This window comes from Pseudonocardia bannensis (assembly GCF_012911875.1).
Lineage (GTDB): Bacteria > Actinomycetota > Actinomycetes > Mycobacteriales > Pseudonocardiaceae > Pseudonocardia > Pseudonocardia bannensis.
The window spans coordinates 1-19141 of record NZ_JAAXKZ010000114.1; the positions used below are offsets into that span (position 1 = coordinate 1).

A 19141-nucleotide genomic window follows, 5' to 3' on the forward strand; every position below is an offset into this window, starting at 1 on the left:
TGCTCGGGCTCGGCCACCCCCTCGATGTCCAGGTTGACCACGATCGGTACCTGGCCGCTGCGGGTGAGCACGCATTCCAGGGGCTCGTCGTCCAGGGCGTTGATCTCCTGATGCGGCACGAACGGCGGAACGAAGATGAATCCGCCGGGACCGGCCTCCGCAGTGAACTCGAGGTTGTCGCCCCACCGCATCCGGGCCCGGCCGCGCACCACGTAGATCACGCTCTCCAGCTCTCCGTGGTGGTGCGCGCCGGTTCGGGCACCAGGATGGATGGTGACCGTGCCCGCCCACAGCTTCTCCGCGCCGGTCCGGCCGTGCGTCACCGCGGCGGCCCGGTGCATCCCCGGGGTCTGCGGAGTGTTGGTGTCCAGCGCGTCACCGGGAATGACGCGCACGCCGTCGGTGCGCCAGTCCCGGGTCCCGCTCGTTCCGCCCGTGCCCATGGCCGGAGGCTAGCCGGACCGCCCGCCGGTGCGGAACCACAGGACCGGCAGGCCGCCGGATACCGATCCCCCAGCCTCCCCGACCCGCACTCCCGAAAACCCCGACTCGCACTCCCGAAAACCCCGACTCGCGCGTCTGGGCACCCCGACTCGCGGGGGGTCACACGGCCGTGGCGAGGCTCAGCCCGAACCGCTGCTCGGGGTCCGTCCACCACCGGTTCAGCTCGAACCCGGCCTCGGTGAGCATCTCCCGCACCCCGTCCGGGCGGAACTTCGCCGACACCTCGGTGCGCATCTCCTCCCCCGCCGCGAACGGCACGGTCAGCCCGAGCTCCGCGACCGTCACGCTCATCGCCCGCTCGGCCCGCAGGCGCATCTCGATCCACTCGTTCTCGGCGTCCCACACGGCGACGTGGGCGAACGCCTCCTCGTCGAAGTCGGCACCGAGCTCACGGTTGAGCACCCGCAGGACATTGCGGTTGAACTCCGCGGTGACGCCCGCGGCATCGTCGTAGGCCGGCACGAGGACGGTCGGGTCGATGACCAGCCCCGTGCCCAGCAGCAGCTGCTCCCCCGGTTCGAGTACGGAACGGACGTGGGCGAGGAACCGGTCCCGCTCGTCGGGCAGCAGGTTGCCGATGGTCCCGCCGAGGAACGCGATCAGCCGTCGGCCGCCCTTGGGCAGGCGGTCGAGGTCGTGGGTGAAGTCTCCGACCACGCCGTGCAGCTCGAGATCCGGGTACTCCTCCTCCAGCGCGTCCATCGCCCCACGCAGCGCGGACTCGCTGACGTCCTGCGGCACGTACCGGCGCAGCGTCCCGGCCCGGGTGAACGCATCGAGCAGCACCCGGGTCTTGTACGACGAGCCCGATCCCAGCTCGACGACGGTGTCCGCACCGGACGCCGAGGCGATCTCGTCGACGCTGTCGAGCAGCAGCGCCCGCTCGGTGCGGGTCGGGAAGTACTCCGGCAGCTCGGTGATCTTCTCGAACAGCTCGCTCCCCCGGGCGTCGTAGAACCACTTGGGGGGCAGTTCCTTCGGCTCTGCGGTGAGCCCCGCCCGGGCGTCGGCCCGCAGGGCCGCGTCGGCATCGGCCTCGGTCAGGTGGACGTCGAGCAGTGCGGTGCTCATCGGGCTCCCTGGTGGTTCGCGGACTCGGATGTCGTGAGCGCATGAATGCCGCAGTGACCCGGGTGGGCCACCAGCAGATGCCGGTCGGGAACCGGGGTCCATCCAGGAAGCGGATCAACGGGTTCGGACGCGACGAGGACCGCGTCCGGCTCGGTGCGGACGGACAGCGCGTGGCCCCAGGCCGTGGCCCAGATCCGCGTCCCCTCGCCGAGCAGCAGGTTGAGCCGCGAGCCCGGTGCGGCTGCGTCGACGGCGAGGACGGTCTCGGTCAACGCCCGTGCCGGATCGTCGCCCGCGCGCAACCGGTGCCGGACCAGTGCCCACAGCAGGGCCGAGTCGGTCGGAGCGTCCAACGTGAGCAGGTCGGTCACCGGCAGCACGGCCGCGAGCCGGGCGACCGAGTCCGGCCAGCCGCGGACGACGCCGTTGTGGCTGAACAGCCACCGCCCCTCCCCGAAGGGCGCGGCAGCCGTCGACGTGACCGGCATGCCGACGGTGGCCGAGCGGACCGCGGCGAGCACGGCGGTACCGCTCGTGACGCCCGCCAGGGCGGCGAACGCGGCGTCGGACCAGATCGGCTTGTCGCTGCGGTAGCGGACCGCGTCGGCCGCGCCGTCCGGGTGCCAGCCCGCGCCGAACCCGTCGGCGTTGACCGTGCCCCCGCCTCGCATGTCCGACGGGGCATAGGACTGGTGGAGCAGTCCGTGCGGGGCGTCGAGCAGCACCGCCGACAGCGTCGTCGGCGGCCCGAGGTAGGCCAGGTGCCGGCACACCTCTCTAGCGCCGACCCACGGCGTTCTCGCCGATCTCCCGGGATGTCGCGTCCCGGGCGCAGCGGAAACCGGAGAAGATCTGCCGGCGGATCGGGTGGTCCCAGTTGCGGAACGTGGCGCGGATGGCCGACGGGTCGGTGCCGAACGAGCCGCCCCGCAGCACCCGGTAATCGCCACCGAAGAACACCTGGGAGTACTCCGGGTACGGGAACATCTCGAAGCCCGGGTAGGGCTCCCAGCCCGAGGACGTCCACTCCCACACGTCGCCCAGCATCTGGTGCACCCCGTAGGCCGACGCCCCGCGCGGGTAGGCACCGACGGCCGCGGGCTGCAGGTGGCGCTGGCCGAGGTTGGCGTGCAGCGCGGTCGGTTCCTCGTCGCCCCACGGGTAGCGGCGGGAGCGCCCGGTGGCCGGATCGTGCCGGGCGGCCTTCTCCCACTCCGGCTCGGTGGGCAGCCGCTTGCCCGACCAGGCCGCGTACGCGGCGGCCTCGTGGAAGCACACGTGCACCACCGGCTCGTCGGCCGGGACCCGCTCCAGCACACCGAAGCGGCGCCGCCACCACGAATCGGAGCCGTCCCGCTCCCAGAACTGCGGGGCGACCAGCCCGGCCTCGGTGCGGTGCTTCCAGCCGGCCTCGGTCCACCAGCGCCGGTCGTCGTAGCCACCGTCCTCGATGAACTCCGCGTACTCGCCGTTCGTCACCGGGTAGGCGTCGATCACGAACGCGGGCAGCTCGACCGGATGCGCGGGCCGCTCGTTGTCCAGCGCCCACGGCTCCGTCGAGGTGCCCTGGACGAACCGGCCGGCCGGGATCAGGACCTCGCGCGGTCCGCGCGGACCGGCGGCCGGGGGCGGCGGGGCGGCGTGCAGCACCGGCGCGCCCGCGCGCAACTGGTGGGTGGCCAGCATGGTCTCGTCGTGCTGCTGCTCGTGCTGGACGATCATGCCGAAGGCGAAGGCCTGGTCCACGAGCCTGCGGCCGACCAGTGGACTGCGCTCCAGCGCGTCGAGGGCCTTGTCGCGGACCTCCGCGACGTAGGCGCGGGTCTGTGGCGGGGTGAGCAGCGGCAGGTCGACCCGGCTGGCGCGGGAGTGCTGGAACGCGTCGTAGAGCCCGTCGATCTCGGGGCGCAGCGGCTCGTGACCACCCACGTCCCGCACCAGCCAGAGCTCCTCCTGACTACCGATGTGCGCCAGGTCCCAGACGAGCGGGGACATCAGCGGCGAGTGCTGGGCCACCAGGTCGGCCTCGTCCACGGCCTCGGTCAGCACGGTGCTGCGGGCCCGGGAACGCTCCAGCAGCCCGGCGACGTGGGAGCGCAGTTCCTCGACTCCGAGGCCGGCGGGCGGTTGCAGGGGGGCGGTCGGGGTCGCGGCGCTGATCTCGGTCATGATCGGTCTCCCTCCGGGATGCCCGGTCGGTCGGTCGGATCGAGCGAGAAGGCCGCGTCGGCGCGGACCGGGATGTCACCGGGCGCGGTGCCGGCGGCCGGATCATCGGCCGGGAGCGGGTCGTCGGCCGGACATCGTCCGCGCAGGACACGACGCTCGATGACGTCCTCCAGAGCGGCGACGATCTCGGGCGAGGCACCGGCCGCGGGCAGCGCGGCACACGCGAGCGGGAACACCGTGGCGGCCGCGCGGGCCAGCACCCGGTCGGCCAGCCCGTGCCGGGCCGCCGAGATCCACCGGTCGCGCGCCGGCTCACAGGCCTCCAGCACGCGGTCGATCACGACCGGGTCGGACAGCAGCGCCACGAGCACCGCCGTCGGCAGCACCCACTCCCGGCCGGGCTGCCCATCGATGTAGCGCACCTCGAGGTGACCCCGGGGGCGGACCGGCGGGAACAGCGTGGAGACGTGGTAGTCGAGATCGGCCGTGGTCGGGGCGGTCGGCAGGGCCCCCCGCACCCAGTCGGCGAAGGTGATCCGCTCGGGGACCGCCCAGGCGCCCTCCCGGCGCACGCACAGCAGCGGCGACTGCACCACACGCGCCGCCCACGCGGCGGCCGGGTCACCGTTGACCGAGGCCGGCGGTGCGGTCCGGGCCGGGTCGAGCGAGAGCCAGGTGGCCATCCGCGACGACTTCCAGCCGGTGCGTCGCCCGTGCAGCACGGGAGAGTTCGCGAACGCGCCGACCAGCACCGGACCGAGCGCGTGCAGCACGTTCCAGCGGGCCGCGATGGCCGGACCCTCGCCGGCGTCGAGACAGACCTGGACCGCGGCTGTGGAGCACATCCCGGTGCGGCCGTAGGGACCGATCCGGTCGAAGGACTGCTCCATCGCGCGGTAGCGGGGCAGTTCGAGGACCCGCAGCGGCGGCCGGATCGGATCGGCGGCACGGGGCTGGGGGCGCAGGCCGTGGGCGGCGAGGAGGCGGTGGAGTTCGTCGGCGTCGCGCTGAGCGGCCGGGACGAGGGCGCCGAGACCGGGCATCGGCGGGCTGGCCAGCTCCACCTGGCCACCGGGTTCGACGGTGACGGTGGAACCGGAGGGGAGCGGGAGAGCGGGTGAGGACGGGTCGAGTGCGGTCGGAGTGTGCGGACCGAGGGCGGCGATCAGGACGGACAGGTCGACCGGCGCGGCGGGGGCGTCGAAACGATGCAGGACCCATTCGAGCTCCACGCCGGCCAGCCGCGGTGGACCGTGTTTGAAGCAGACCGACGCCACGTAGGCTTCGGCCTCGGCACAGGTGTGCAGCACGTCCGGGACCGGGCCGACGGCCGCTCTGTCCATCACCGGAGTGGCCACTGCGTCGCCCGACGTCCGCACGGTCCCCGAGTCCTGCGCCACGCCGAAAGACGCTACCCCCGGCCTCCGACAATCGCAGGTCTTGACAATGCAACCGCTTGCGGCCGGTCGGGCGCCCGTTCGGTCCCGACCGCGTGGCCGCAACAATCCGTACGTACGGGATACTGGACTGGTGCCCCGCGTGAGTACCGACCAGCTCGCCGCGCGGCGTCAGCAGATCCTGAACGGCGCCCGCACCTGCTTCGCCCGCTACGGCTACGAGGGCGCGACCGTCCGTCGGCTCGAGCAGACCACCGGGCTGTCCCGTGGAGCGATCTTCCACTACTTCCGCGACAAGGAGGCCCTGTTCCTGGCCCTCGCCGAGCAGGACGCGCGCCGGATGGCCGACGTCGTCGCCGAGCAGGGGCTGGTCCAGGTGATGCGCGAGCTGCTGGTCAGCGGCACGGACGGCGAGACCGGTCCGGCGGCCGAGGACCGCAGTTGGTTGGGCACCCGGCTGGAGGTCTCCCGGCGGTTGCGCACCGACCCGGAGTTCCGTGATCGCTGGCGAGCGCACTCCGCCGCGCTCACCACGGCCACCCGCAACCGCCTGGAGCGACAGGCCGCGGCGGGCGCGCTGCGCGACGACGTGCCGGTGCCGGTGCTCGCCCAGTACCTGGAGCTCGTGCTCGAAGGTCTCGTCTCCCACCTGGCCATGGGACTTCCGGCCGACGAGCTCGACGGGGTCCTCGACCTCGTCGAGCACGCCGTCCGCCGTCCCTGATCCGCGGTTCGCCCGCGAGGCCCCGGCTCGTTCCCGACGCCTCCCGATCTCCTCGCAGGCCTGCGCCGTCGGGCGTCCGGCACGGACCCACCCTGAGGGTCACGGCGTACCGGCTGGTGCCTCAGGAGCAGGACATGGCGATGCGCCGGACGACGGGGGTACGGCGCGGCGGGACGCGGTGACCGGCGCCGACTCAGGGGGCGGCACGGCACGCGAAGATCAACTGTGATTCTTGACACTTTTCCGCCGCCCATGTTTCGGTGGTGAACCGGTGAGACACCAAGAGAGGTCGCAGCTCAATGTCGCGTATGCGCTTCGGTATCTTCATGGCCCCGTTCCATGCCCCGCCGGGCCGGAACCCCACCGTCGCCCTCCAGCGCGACGTCGAGACCATCCAGCAGCTCGACAGGCTGGGCTACGACGAGGCCTGGGTCGGGGAGCATCACTCCTGCGGCTCGGAGATCATCGCCTCGCCCGAGATCTTCATCGCTCACGTCGCGTCCCGGACCGAGAACATCAAGCTGGGTACCGGCGTGCTCTCGTTGCCCTACCACAACCCGCTGTGGGTCGCCGACCGCGCAATCCTGCTCGACCACCTCACCCGCGGCCGGTTCATCCTGGGCCTGGGCCCGGGCGCACTGCCCACCGACGCCGCCATGATCGGCATTGATCCGTCCGAGCAGCGGCCGGCGCTGGAGGAGGACGTCGACGTCCTCATGCAACTGCTGCTGACCGACGAGCCGGTCACGAAGAAGACCGCCCGCTACAACCTCGTCGAGGCTCGCTGCCAGCTGCGGCCTTTCACTGATCCCTGCTTCGAGGTCGGCGTCGCCGCGATCGCCTCGCCGTCGGGTCCACGCCTGGTCGGCAAGCACGGCCTGTCACTGCTGTCGGTCGGCGCCACTCTCGTGGGCGACCTCGACCTGCTCGCCATGCACTGGGACGTGGTGGAGGAGAAGGCCGCCGAGCACGGGCAGAAGGCGGACCGCGGCAGCTGGCGGCTGGTCGGGCCGATGCACATCGCCGAGACGCGGGAACAGGCGATGCGGGAGGTCGAGTACGGCATCGACGCCTGGTGCGACTACCTGCAGCACACCGCCGCCGCACCGCACTTCCGCCCCGGTGGCGACACGCTGCAGGAGCGGGTGAACTGGGTCAACGAGAGCGGCATCGGGGTCATCGGCACCCCGGAGGACGCGATCCGGAAGATCGACGAGCTCGCCAAGCAGTCCGGTGGGTTCGGCACCTACCTGATGATGGCTCACGACTGGGCCCGGCCGGACGCGACCGCGCGGCACTACGAGCTGTTCGCCGAGCAGGTCATGCCCGCGTTCCAGGGTTCGGCCGAGCGCACGCTGGCCGCCGCACGCTACGCGCAGAGCCGTTGGCAGGAGCTCGACGCGAAGCAGTCCGACGCCCTCGCAGCGTGGACGGAGAAGCACGCCCAGGAGAGAGCGGCCAAGTCCGGCTGATCCGAGCGGCCGGCCCGGAGGCTCCGAGGTGGGCGACGTCGTGCCGCCTCCCACCTCGGGGACGGCCACCCAGGTCGGCGGAGGACCTCCCACCCGGCAGCCGGTCGATGGGCTCCTGGCTCAGGCCCACGAGAATGGACTCGGAGCCGGCCTCGGTCTCGGCCGGTCCGTTGCCCTCGAGAGGACCTGCGGAGTCTCGGTGCAACACCTCGAAGCGGCCGGGTCGTGCCGACCCGCGAGGATCGGCGGGAGGTGAGTCGCGGCCGATCCGGTTTCACGCCTTGGTCGGGCGGTCGGAGGCGATGGGATCGTTGTCGGGGGTGTCGTCGCCCACCCGGAACTGGGTCATCATGTCGTGGTCCTCGTGCGGCAGGTTGTGACAGTGGATCATGTACCGGCCGGTCTGGTGGGTGAACTTCATGATCGCCCGGACGGTCTCGTTCTCGCCGACGTAGGCGACGTCCTTGGGCCCCTTCTCGAAGGCGAACGGCGGCTTGCCGTTGCGGTCGAGGATCTGGAAGTCGACCAGATGGATGTGCACGGGGTGGAACCAGCCACCCGAGCTGTTCTTGATCTCCCAGATCTGGATCTCGTCGAGCTCCGGGTTGGCCACGACCTTCTTGTACCCGGACTCGATGACGTCCTCCCAGGTCGTGCCGTTGATGGTCCACAGGCCGTTCTTCCGGACCACCTCGATCTTCGTGGTGGCCTTCGCCTGTGCCGGCAGCAGCCCCATGACCTCCATGTTGGGGTTCAGCACGGCGGGGACCTCGTTGCCGGCCGGATCGAACGGGTCATCGGTCACCTCGAACCGCATGACCTTGCCGGTGTTGTCGTAATCGGTCGAGTTCGGCACCCCCAGGTTCCGCAGCTCGATCTTGTCGCCCTTCTTGTAGCGGGCGAAGTCGATGACCACCTCGTAGCGCTCGGCCATACCGATCCGCAGCTGGACGGTCTGCTGCGGCGCGGGCATGAGCCCACCGTCGGTGCCGATCACCGTCATCGGGACGGCGTCGGACAGTTGCAGCCGGAAGCCGCGGGAGAGCGACGCGTTGAGGATGCGGAAGCGGTACTTGCGCTTCGCGACCGTCATGACCGGCCACGGCCGCCCGTTGACCAGGATGACGTCGCCCCACAGGCCCGAATGACCGGCGTCGTCGTACATGAGGTTCCCGTCCGCACCGAACATCTTGTCCACCAGGATCAGGGGGACGTCGTAGTCGCCCTTCGGGATCGGCAGCGCGGCTTCGACCGCGTCGGTCAGGTGATACTGCGCCGCCAGTCCCATGTACGCGTTCTCGGCAGTGTGATGAACGCCGTGATCGTGGTACCAGAGCGTGCGGGCGTCCTGGATGTTCGGATAGCGGTAGGTCTTGACCTCGCCCGGCTGGGTGATGTCACTCGCGTAGCCGTCGTACTGCGGCTTGGAGGCCGAGCCGTGCAGATGGCACGAGGTCCACGGCGTGTACCTCCACTGTGGGTGCGTCGGCGGCAGGTCGTTGATCATCCGGACCGCGATCGGCCGCCCCCGCTGCGCCTTGATCGTCGGACCCGGCGTGAGGCCGTTGTACCCGAAGATCGTCGTCTTGAGCCCGGGCAGGATCTCCACCGACGCGGCCCGCTGGCGGATCTCGTACAGCGGCTCGCCTTGGTCGGTGGTACCGATCGGCGCGAGCACCGGCGGCACCGCGAACGGGACCGTGTACGGCTTGGGCAACTTGCTCGCGGCCAAACGCGACACACCCTTGGCATGAACCACTCGCTCGAGGGGCAGGGTCAGCGCGGCCGCCCCCAGCGCCGATATCTTCAGTATGTCCCTTCGGGACAGATTCGCAGCATTCACGGTGGCCCCCTGGCCGTTCTCGCGGCGGGCCGTCCGCCGCGAGAAACGACTCTCGCCGCCGAATGCCCTGGTCAGGAGCCGTGTGCAGGGGGGCAGCCATTCCCGAAAACGGGGTAATCCATCTGGCTCCCCAAGTCCAATTTCCGACGATTCGCGGGATTTGTTCCCCACGTTGTTCAACCGACGGCAAAGGAAAAGTAATACATATCAGTGGCGCCGCGGAGATTCGGAGGCTCCCGGCTTCCGTTCACCGGCCCGGCGCGTCTCGGAGACGGGGTGTCGGGGCCGGCCGCGGACGGTGGGCTCACCCGGGCCCCGGTTACGCGGGACAGGTCCGGTCGGGAACTCCAACACCCAGGTGATGGACGAGCCGACAACCGGAGACCGCGTGCAGTATCGATCCGTCAGCTGGACACAGGCCGGCTGCCGACTATCGCGCCGGCGTCCGGGTCGGTGAGTCCGAGCCGGGTGGTGAGCCAGGGCAGCGCAGAGTCCAGGGCGGAGATCGCGACCGGCCAGGAATGGCCGCCGTGGACGTCGAGACGTTGTACCGACATGCGCGCCTTTCGGGTGGCCGCCAGCACTCTGTCGCCCTGAGTTCGGCACAGCCGGTCGTCGGTGCCGCTCGCGATCACTCCGTCGCTGTCGGGGAAGTGTTCAATCGCCAATATGTCGAGCGGGTTGACCTCGCGGAACTTCTCCCCGTCTCCGTCGAACGCGGCCGCCACGGTCTGGGCACGGGTGCCCAGAGTCGGTTCGTCCTGCCCGGAGATGTCCAGGAACGTCGGGTAGGTGTGAGGTTGGCGCACCGCCAACTGAAGCGCACAGGTGCCCCCGTAGGAAAACCCTCCTACCGACCAGTGCCGCGGGTCGGGGTCGACCTGCAGGTTGCGGGCGATCCAGGCGGGGACGTCCCGGGACAGGTAGGTCTCGACGTTGCCCAGCCGCGAGTCCATGCACAGCGGGTTGGCCAGAGTGGATCCGGTGGCGTCAGGCATGACGACCACCGGCGCGAGCCCGGCGTGGGACGCTGCAAACCGGTCCATGACCTCGGCAAGTTTGCCGGCGGTCAGCCAGTCCTGAGGCGTACCGGGTTGCCCGGCTACCAACACCAGTACCGGCAGCAGGGGGCGCCGCTGGACGCTCAGATAGGCTGGCGGCAGATACACCGAGGCAGGCCGGGCCCGGAATCCCGAGACCGCTCCCGGGATGTCCACCCGGGCCACCCGCCCGCTGCCCGGCATGTCCGGGGGCGGCTGCCATGCCCGCGCGAGCGCCGTCCCCGGGCCTGTCCTGATCGTCGGCACCGCCCCGGTGAGCGCGGAGAACTCTATCTCGTCGGCCGCGCGGACGCCGGCGGCGGCACGCAACGTGGGGAAGTAGCCGTAGAAGGCATTGATCTTCACCGCCGGCAGTGCGAGCACCAGGATGAGGGCTGGCACGCTCAGCGTTCGACGCCACCCGCCCGAGGACCAGCAGTTCGCCGTAGCCAGGGCGATTCCGAACAGCGCGAAGCCGATCCAGGCCAACACTCTGCCGGGCAACGCGTCGGGAAACGGCCGCCACATCCCGTTGACGATCCACGCTGTGAGGACGACGCCACCGGTGGCGACGGCCACGCCGAACGGCACCAGCCTGGTCCACCAGAACCGGCCCCGGCGCGCGAGCAGCAGGCCGGCCGCGGCGGCCCCCGCGACCGAGATGACCGTCGGCAGCGTCCCGACGATCAGCGACATGTCCAGTAGCCGCGCCGTGACACACTCCCTGTCTCGTGAGCCTGGATACGCGGACCCGACCGCTCATCCAACGGCTGCGCCACCAGCCCGGTTCCCCTTCCCGCGGTCCCGTCGCGGAGCCATCGTTGTTTCTGCCCCTGTACCCCTGTACACCGGTTCTTCGTGGTCGGCCGAGGCCAGCACCGTAAGCGCTGGGGCGGTGGGCCTGACGGCGACGGCGGAGCAGCCCGACGGTGTGTCCGGTGCCGACCGTGGGCCTGACGGTCACGAGCTTCTTCTGCGCGCCGCGTCCCACGACGCCGAACGCCTGACATCGACCGGTACGAGCTGCCGGCGCTCGGGTGGTCATCGAGAGGGTCTCGTTCATCCTGTAGGCGCGGGAGCCATCGCCCCGGGCGTGGCACCGGGCCGAACACGGCTACTGATCAGCGTCGGCCAGCGGGTCCGCCGCGGCTGACACCGCGGCGATCAGGGATCCTCGGGCGCGCCCGCAGCCGTCTTGAGTGAATCTCGGGCAGCAGCGTCCGGCCTGCTAGGGCTTCCCCGGCGCGCCCGAGACCCTGCAACCGACCCGGGGGCCACGCCACAGGTTGCGCGCAATGCGGCCGTCGGGGCGCCTGCCGGGCGGGGCCGTGCCGGCCCTTGAGTCTCCGGACGCACCGGTGCACCTCATCGCCGGCGTTCGTGCTGTCAGCCACGCCGTATCGCGTGTAGCGGCAGCCACACCACCAGGCCGATGAGGGCCATGGCCAGCGGCACGTGCACCGCGGTGAGCGCGTCCTGACCCTCATCGCGGATCAGGCCGCCCAGGTAGGCCTCGAGGAGCAACAGGATCGTGAGGGCCAGGCTGCCCAGCCACAGGACTCGACGCGCGCGCAGCTTCACGAACGCGACGATCGTGGCGGCCGCGGCGAGCGCGATGGCGATGTCGGCCCCCCGGGCGTGCACGTCGATCCAGTTCTTCGCGGCATCGCGGGCACCATCGTGCTCGAGGAAGATCCCGGCCCAGAGGCCCTGGAGCAGCAGGGTAAGGGCGGTCAGCCCGATCAGGACGCTGTACAGGGTGCTGCTAGCCCGGCCTGCGTCAGTGCGCTTGGTGTCCGCGGTGCTCGCCACGAGTACTCCTCAGGTGTGGCAACGACGGGGTGTCCGGCGATCGGTGGGAAGATCCGGATTGCACTGAGGGACTGGGCACCGGTGGTGCCCGAGTGCCGGCGGGGCGTACCTGTCCGGGCCACTCCATGGGTGTCTGTGAGCGTGGCCCCCGCACGGGCCAGCGAGGTTGGGTCGGCGCGCCCGACCATGCGAACGGCGTTCTCGTTCTCGAAGATCACGATCATGACACCAGGACCAGGCCGCGGGGCCGTAGGCGGAGCATCCGACCGATGCCGCCAGCACAATGGCGATCATGCCGGTGACGGCTCTCAGCCCTTCCCTGCCGTGCATGTCTGCAAGTGTGCCTGACCCGAAGACGGCCGGAACGACTTCAAGTGCAGATGTCCGAGAAATTTCCCTGGAGCCGACAGCTTTCCTTCTTGCGCCCTCCGCAGACGTACTGTCGCAGCGACAGGCGATTTTACGACACTGCCCGTGGAGCGACGGCTCACGCCTGGTCAGACTGACGCTGACACTACTCCAACCGCTCGAAAGTCTGCGCGATCAAGAGCATCACTGCTGGTCATGAGCCGATAGTGAGAATTCATGACAATCCATCAAATATTTTCTCCGATGTGCCCCACAACATCTCGTCGTGGAGAGAATTGCAGTTGAGCGCTGGACGCAGATATTGCCTGAATCGTCGGACATCGTCCGAATCTTCCCTATCTCGAGAGTTTGATCCTGTCGGACAAGGACCGCTTCGTTCGATCCACGTAGTACACGCCCTGCTGCACCCCGTTGCAGCTGTGTGCCACTCACGCTGCTCAGCAGACGGCGCACCGACCGCGTCGCCCCTGCCGGGAGGGCTGCCGCCACTCATCTGGCCGCGCCAGCACCGCCCGTGGTGTGAGATCGAAGGTCGAACGCCAGGGTGTGCGGAGTACGACAACCAGGACGGGGTTCAGCCGACCGGGTGCGGGTGGGTGCGGTCGCCCGCGTGGTCGTCCTGGCAGCCGAACACGGCGCATTCGGTGATCTCGCGCGCGGCCTGGGCTGCGAACTGCGTGCGGTGCAGCACGGCGTAGCGCCCGTCGGCCGCGAGCAGCTCGTCGTGGGTGCCGCGTTCGACGATCCGGCCGTCCTCGACCACCGCGATCTGGTCGGCGGCCCGGATCGTGGACAGTCGGTGCGCGATCACGATCGCGGTACGGCCGTCGAGGGCCTCGGCCAGGGCGGCCTGCACCGCCGCCTCGGACTCGGAGTCCAGGTGCGCGGTGGCCTCGTCGAGGATGACGACGCGCGGCCTGGCCAGCAGCAGCCGGGCGATGGTCAGCCGCTGCCGCTCGCCACCGGAGAGCCGGTACCCCCGCTCCCCCACCACGGTGTCCAGGCCGTCGGGCAGGGCGGCGACGAGCTCGCCCAGCCGGGCTCGCTCCAGGGCGGCGTGCAGCTCGTCGTCGGAGGCCTCGGGCGCGGCGTAGCGCAGGTTCGCCCGGATCGTGTCGTGGAACAGGTGCCCGTCCTGGGTGACGACGCCGACGGCGCCGCGCACGGCCGCGAAGGACAGGTCGCGCACGTCGATCCCGGACAGCTCCACCGCGCCTGAGTCGACGTCGTACAGCCGCGGGACCAGCGACGCGATCGTCGACTTCCCGGCACCGGACGAGCCGACCAGTGCGACCAGCTGCCCGCCGCCGACGTCCAGGTCGATGCCGTGCAGGACCTCCTCGCCGGCGCGGTTGTCGAGCACCGCGACCTCCTCGAGCGAGGCGAGCGAGACCCGGTCGGCACTGGGGTAGCCGAACCGGACGTCGCGCAGCCGCACCGTCACGGGCCCGTCGGGGAGATCCCGGGCGTCCGGCTTCTCGGTGATCATCGGCTTGAGATCGAGCACCTCGAAGACCCGCTCGAACGACACCAGCGCGCTCATCACGTCCACGCGGGCGTTGGCGAGCGCGGTCATCGGCGTGTAGAGCCGGGTGAGCAGCAGCGCCAGGGTGACGACGGTGCCGGCCTCGATCTGCCCGGTCACCGCCAGGTAGCCGCCCAGGCCGTACACCAGCGCCTGCGCCAGCGCGGAGACCAGCGACAACGCGGTCACGAACACCCGGGAGACCATCGCGGTCCGCACCCCGATGTCGCGGACCCGCTCGGCCCGTTCGCCGAACTCCCGCGACTCCTCCTCCGGACGCCCGAACAGCTTGACCAGGGTCGCCCCCGGAGCGGAGAACCGCTCGGTCATCTGGGTGCTCATGCCGGCGTTGAGGTTGGCGGACTCGCGGCGCAGGTCGGCGATGGTGCGGCCCATCCGCCGGGCGGGCAGCACGAAGACGGGGAGCAGGACCAGTGCGAGGAGCGTGACCTGCCAGGCCAGGGTGAGCATGACGATCAGCGCCAGGGCCAGCTGGATGACGTTGCTGATCAGGCTGGCGAGCGTCGACGTGATGGCCGACTGGGCGCCGATGACGTCGTTGTTCAGCCGGCTGACGAGCGCACCGGTGCGGGTGCGGGTGAAGAACGCGATGGGCATCGTCTGGACGTGGGTGAACACCGCCCGTCGCAGATCGACGATCAGACCCTCGCCGATGCGCACGGAGAACCAGCGCGAGACCAGCCCGATCGCGGCGTCGAAGACCGCCAGCGCCGCGATCCCGCCGGCGAGCCCGATGACGACCGCGGCCGCGGCCGAGGCCTCACCGCCCGCGACGATCGCGTTGACGACCCGGCCGGCCAGCACCGGAGTGACCACACCGATCACCGCGGAGGCCACCGTGAGCATCAGGAAGGCGAGCAGTCCACGGCGGTGCGGGCGGGCGAACGTCCAGATCCGCCGGACCGTTCCCTTGGCGACCTTCGTGGGCGCGTCGGCGCCGCGGGCGACGCCCTTCATCAACCGCCAACTGTTGTCCACCGGCAGCTCCCTTGCGATTACAGCGTTGCAATCACACGACAACGCCGGTGGACGACCGCTTCTTCCCGTCCCCCTCGACGATGGGTTCCCCGGACGGGCAGCGCCAGTCGGCGGGCCGCTCAGCCCGTGCCGGCGGCCAGCGACTTCAGTCGGCGCAGCTGGGCGGCCCGCTCGGCGGCCAGCGCACCGGCCGGGTCGATCCCGCCGGCCACCCCGGCGAGCAACCCGAGGGTCTCCCGGGCGGCGCCGGTGGGCGCCGAGGTCAGCGCCGCGACGAGCGTGTCGACGGCGCCGTCGAGCTCCGCGAGCGGGACGGCCTGCTGGGCGAGCCCGATCGCGACGGCCTCGTCGGCGCCGACCCGGCGCCCGGTCAGGCAGATGTCGACCGCGCGGGCGTAGCCGACGGCCTGCACGAGCGGGTACGTACCGCCCAGGTCGGGCACGATGCCCAGGCTCGGCTCGGCCATGCAGAACTGCACGTCGTCGGCCACGATCCGCAGGTCGCACGCCAGGGCGAGCTGGAAGCCACCACCGATGGCGTGGCCCTGCACCGCGGCGACCGTCACGCGCGCCGGGTCCCGAAGCCACGAGAACCCGCTCTGGAAGGAGGCGATGGCGGCGTCGGCCTCGGCGTCGGGCATCTGGCCGAGCCGTGCGATGCCCGGCATGCCGTCGACGTCGGTGGCCGTGAAGAGCCTGCGGTCGAGGCCGGCCGAGAAGGCCCGGCCGGCACCGCGGACCACCACCACCCGCACGTCCTCGGGCAGCGCCTCACCGATGGTGCGCAGCGCGTCCCAGGTGAGTGGCGTCTGGGCATTCAGCACGTCCGGTCGCGCGAGCGTGATCGTCGCCCGGACACCCTCGACGTCGAGCTCGACTCCGCCCCGGTTCAACAGCTCCGGGTCCACCACCGCTGTGCCCACTGAAGGCCCGCCTTCCGCGTACGACGGGCCTCCGTGCGAGCGCCCGGCGAGCGCACGCTACCCCGGGGCCGTCCACGCGGGACGGCTCGGGACTGTTGTGGTGATCGCTGCAGTGATGATCACTGCAGGGGCGGCTACTTCTTCTTCGCCCGCGTGGCACCACCACGCCCGCGCAACGTGACACCCGTCTCACTGAGCACCCGGTGGACGAACCCGTAGGAGCGCCCGGTCTGCTCGGCGAGGGCGCGGATGCTGGCGCCCTTCTCGTACTTCTTCTTCAGGTCGGTAGCGAGTTTGTCACGCTGGGTGCCGGTGATCCGGGCGCCCTTCTTCAGGTCGGCCACGTCTCTTGACCTCCTCTGCCCCACCGCGGGAGTCCGCGGACCGAAGCCGGTCGGCTCGTCGGTGCGGCAATGATCGTCCACGCCCGGCCCGGGTGCCAGGAGATCCACTCGATGATCGGTGAACGGTTCGTCCGAATGGATCACGCGGACGGGTGATCATGGTCGCTTGGAGTGCGCCATGCGGTCATCCGGCGGAGACGTCGTTGCCACCGGCCCCTGAAGCGAGGCCCCGGATCGGTGTCTTCGGTCCCGAGAGGGGTCGCTCTCAGTGATTCATTCGGATGCGACTTCTACGCGTTCGGGTCCGCACGATCTTCGACTGTTTCGGCCCGCCCGAGACGTCTCCACGCGCACACAAACCGTTACATCTGAACACGTCTTCATATTTTGGGTCCGGAACGCCCGTCGGGCATGACGATTCTGGACCGCGAGCCTGGACGTGACCACGGCGGCTGCGATCGGCGAGCTGTTCGGCACGATCGCGGCCGCCGGAACCGCGCTGGTCGTGGCCAGCCACGACGAGCCCCGGCTCGCCGGCTACGCCGACCGCATCGTGCGTATCGCCGACGGCCGGATCGTGCCGCCCGGTTCACCGCGGGCACCGCACACCGGGACCACGACAGGGAGGCCGGGTGGCCCCACCCTGCCATCAGGAGGCGGGGCCGGGCTCCCGCAGCACACCCGCCGCAGCCTCGACCGCGTCGACGATCCCGCTGTAGCCGGTGCACCGGCAGATGTTGCCCGACATCTCCGTGCGGATCGTCTCCCGGTCGGGCTCGGGGTCGGTCTCCAGCAGGTGCAGCGCGCTGATCAGCATGCCGGGGGTGCAGAACCCGCACTGCAGGCCGTGGTGGGCGACGAAGGCCTCCTGCAGCGGGTGCAGCTCGCCGTCCTCGCCGGCCAGTCCCTCGACGGTCGTGACCGTGGCGCCGTCGGCCTGCACCGCGAACATCAGGCAGGCCCGCGCCGGCTGCCCGTCGACCAGCACGGTGCAGGCGCCGCACACCCCGTGCTCACACCCGAGGTGGGTGCCGGTCAGGCCGCATTCCTCGCGCAGCGCGTCGGCCAGGGTGTGCCGGGGCTCGACGTCGAGGTGCACCCGCTCGCCGTTGACGCTGAAGGTGATGTCCATCGCCAGCTCCTTCCTGAAGGGTGGTTAGGAGAGCCCGGCCCGGGTCAGCGCGCGCCGGATCATCTCGGCGGCGATGGCCCGCCGGAACTCGGCCGAGCCGTGCAGGTCGGCTGTGGGGGTGAGCTGCTCCGCGGCGGCAGCCGCGGCCTCGCGCAGGGACCCGCCGCCGGCGAGCACCCGTTCTGCGGCCTCGGCGCGTACCGGGACCGCCCCGATGCCGCCGAGGGCGACCCGGACTGTGCCCTCGACCTCGGCGGCGACCGCCATGACCAGCGCGAAGTCGCCGTGCCGGCGGGCGAACTCGGCGAAACCCCAGCGGGTGGGCAGCGGGAACCGGACCTCGGTGAGCATCTCGTCCTCGGCCAGGTCGGTCATCAGCGCGCCGACGAACAGGTCCTCGGCGGCCAGCTGCCGGGTCCCGCCGGGACCGGCGACGGTCACGGTCGCGCCGGTGCCGACGGCCACGACGGGCAGCTCGGCCGACGGGTCGGCGTGCGCGATACTGCCGCCCGCGGTGCCCCGCGCCCGGATCGCGGTGTGGCCGATCCAGCGGGCCGCGTCGGCGAGCAGCGGGTGGTGGGTCTGCTCGACGAGCGCGCTGTGGCGGGTCAGCGCACCGACCCGGACCGCGTCCCCCTCGGGGGTGACACCGGCCAGGCCCGGGATCCGGTTGACGTCGACGAGCACCGACGGCCGGGCCATCCGCAGCGCCAGCACCGGCACCAGGCTCTGCCCACCGGCGAGGATCTTGCCGTCACCGTCCGCCTGGGACAGCGTCGTGACGGCCTCGTCCACACTGGCCGCGCGGACGTAGTCGAACGGGGCGCATTTCACCGGGTCATCTCCCCTCGAACCGCGGCGCACGCTTCTCGGCGCGGGCACGGCGCCCCTCGGCGAAGTCGTCGCTGGCCCAGCAGCCCTCGAAGGCGACGTCCAACTCCTTCGCCTGCGCCGAGCCGAGCTCCGGCTCGAACACCTCGTTGAGCACGCGCTTGGAGTAGGCGACGGTCAGCGGCGCGAGACCGGCCATCTCCGTCGCCCAGGCCAGCGCGTCGGCGACGTCGCCGGCCCGCTCGACGAGCCCGCACGCCTGCGCCCGCTGCGCGTCGAGCTGCTCACAGGCCAGCAGCACGGCGCGGGCGGTGCCGTTGCCGGCGAGCAGGGCGAGCCGGCGGATCGTCCACGGGTCGACCGCGAGCCCGATCTTGGCGGTGGGCACGCCGAACAGCGCGGTGGGCGCGGCGACCCGCAGGTCGGCGGCCAGCGCGAGCTGGGTTCCGGCTCCGATCGCGGGGCCGTTCACGGCCGCTACCACCGGAACGGGCGCGTCGGTGACGGCGTGCAGCATCGCGTAGAGGGCGTCGCGGAAATCGGCGGTGTAGACCTCGCCGAGGTCGGCGCCGGAGCAGAAGCTGGTGCCGTTCCCGGTGATCACCAGCGCCCGGGCGCCGCCGTCGATCGCCGAGCCCACGGCCTCGCGCAGCCGGTGGCACAGCTCGATGTTGAGCGCGTTGCGCTTCTCGGGCCGATCCAGGGTGATCACCCCGACCCGGTCCTGCAGGGTCATGTCGATCATTGGAGCTCCTTCCACACCCGGGCCGGGGTGATGGGCAGGGTGTCGATGCTGATGCCGAGGGCGTCGCCCAGGGCCCCGGCGAGGACGGCGTTGGGGCCGAGGGTGCCGCCCTCACCGACGCCGCGGACCCCGAGCGGGTTGGCCGCGGGACGGGCGAGGTGGCCGATGGTCAGCTCCGGGATCTCGGCGCTGGTGGGCATCAGGTAGTCCAGCAGGGTCCCGGTGGACAGGTTGCCGTCCT

Annotated in this window: 16 protein-coding genes and 1 pseudogene; 2 read left to right on the top strand and 15 right to left on the bottom strand. The window is 71.2% G+C overall.

Going from position 1 to position 19141, the window contains the following annotated elements; genetic code table 11:
• The 5 genes from HF519_RS23520 to egtA form a co-directional block, all read right to left on the bottom strand.
• A partial coding sequence (locus tag HF519_RS23520) for a cupin domain-containing protein (protein ID WP_169415175.1) occupies positions 1 to 443 on the bottom strand: 443 nt, incomplete at its 3' end.
• 160 nt (positions 444 to 603) lie between these two features.
• Positions 604 to 1575, bottom strand: a complete 972-nt coding sequence (gene egtD, locus HF519_RS23525; protein WP_169415176.1) for an L-histidine N(alpha)-methyltransferase — start codon at positions 1573 to 1575, stop codon at positions 604 to 606.
• Positions 1572 to 2348, bottom strand: a complete 777-nt coding sequence (gene egtC / locus HF519_RS23530) for an ergothioneine biosynthesis protein EgtC (RefSeq protein ID WP_169415177.1) — start codon at positions 2346 to 2348, stop codon at positions 1572 to 1574. Before egtC ends, egtD begins: the two co-directional genes overlap by 4 nt.
• 4 nt (positions 2349 to 2352) lie before the next feature.
• On the bottom strand, positions 2353 to 3744 hold the full coding sequence (gene egtB / locus HF519_RS23535; RefSeq protein ID WP_169415178.1) for an ergothioneine biosynthesis protein EgtB: 1392 nt from the start codon (positions 3742 to 3744) through the stop codon (positions 2353 to 2355).
• A complete protein-coding gene (gene egtA / locus HF519_RS23540) occupies positions 3741 to 5144 on the bottom strand; it encodes an ergothioneine biosynthesis glutamate--cysteine ligase EgtA (RefSeq protein ID WP_312860307.1) in 1404 nt (467 codons plus the stop codon). The genes egtB and egtA overlap by 4 nt, the downstream gene beginning before the upstream one ends.
• 130 nt (positions 5145 to 5274) lie before the next feature.
• On the opposite strand from egtA, the gene HF519_RS23545 reads away from it, so the two are divergent.
• Positions 5275 to 5865, top strand: coding sequence for a TetR/AcrR family transcriptional regulator (locus HF519_RS23545; protein WP_169415179.1), 591 nt, complete (start codon positions 5275 to 5277; stop codon positions 5863 to 5865).
• A 308-nt stretch (positions 5866 to 6173) separates the two neighbouring features.
• Positions 6174 to 7337: an LLM class flavin-dependent oxidoreductase gene (locus HF519_RS23550; RefSeq protein WP_281358627.1), complete on the top strand. Its 1164-nt coding sequence runs from the start codon at positions 6174 to 6176 to the stop codon at positions 7335 to 7337.
• Between the two features lie 274 nt (positions 7338 to 7611).
• Here the strand turns inward: HF519_RS23550 and HF519_RS23555 are convergent, their stop codons facing one another.
• The 10 genes and pseudogenes from HF519_RS23555 to HF519_RS23600 all read right to left on the bottom strand — a co-directional run.
• Positions 7612 to 9069, bottom strand: a complete 1458-nt coding sequence (locus HF519_RS23555; protein WP_211170475.1) for a multicopper oxidase family protein — start codon at positions 9067 to 9069, stop codon at positions 7612 to 7614.
• Positions 9070 to 9584: 515 nt separating this feature from the next.
• Positions 9585 to 10916 (bottom strand): alpha/beta hydrolase, encoded by a 1332-nt coding sequence (locus HF519_RS23560; RefSeq protein WP_169415182.1) that lies wholly within the window; start codon positions 10914 to 10916, stop codon positions 9585 to 9587.
• A gap of 690 nt (positions 10917 to 11606) precedes the next feature.
• Entirely contained in the window at positions 11607 to 12032 is a 426-nt protein-coding gene (locus HF519_RS23565) for a hypothetical protein (protein ID WP_169415183.1), read from the bottom strand.
• Positions 12033 to 12975: 943 nt separating this feature from the next.
• Positions 12976 to 14925 (bottom strand): ABC transporter ATP-binding protein, encoded by a 1950-nt coding sequence (locus tag HF519_RS23570; protein WP_169415184.1) that lies wholly within the window; start codon positions 14923 to 14925, stop codon positions 12976 to 12978.
• A gap of 119 nt (positions 14926 to 15044) precedes the next feature.
• Entirely contained in the window at positions 15045 to 15848 is an 804-nt protein-coding gene (locus HF519_RS23575; protein ID WP_169415185.1) for an enoyl-CoA hydratase/isomerase family protein, read from the bottom strand.
• Between the two features lie 134 nt (positions 15849 to 15982).
• Complete coding sequence (locus tag HF519_RS23580) at positions 15983 to 16192, bottom strand: helix-turn-helix domain-containing protein (RefSeq protein WP_169415186.1); 210 nt, start codon at positions 16190 to 16192, stop codon at positions 15983 to 15985.
• 649 nt (positions 16193 to 16841) lie between these two features.
• The gene (locus HF519_RS23585; RefSeq protein WP_169415187.1) at positions 16842 to 17324 is read right to left on the bottom strand and encodes a (2Fe-2S)-binding protein; all 483 of its coding nucleotides are present in this window, start codon (positions 17322 to 17324) and stop codon (positions 16842 to 16844) included.
• Positions 17325 to 17348: 24 nt separating this feature from the next.
• Entirely contained in the window at positions 17349 to 18158 is an 810-nt protein-coding gene (locus HF519_RS23590; RefSeq protein WP_169415188.1) for an FAD binding domain-containing protein, read from the bottom strand.
• A gap of 4 nt (positions 18159 to 18162) precedes the next feature.
• Positions 18163 to 18900: an enoyl-CoA hydratase gene (locus tag HF519_RS23595; protein ID WP_169415189.1), complete on the bottom strand. Its 738-nt coding sequence runs from the start codon at positions 18898 to 18900 to the stop codon at positions 18163 to 18165.
• Positions 18897 to 19141, bottom strand: a pseudogene (locus tag HF519_RS23600) (xanthine dehydrogenase family protein molybdopterin-binding subunit); the annotation flags it as partial. The pseudogene HF519_RS23600 and the gene HF519_RS23595, both read right to left, overlap by 4 nt.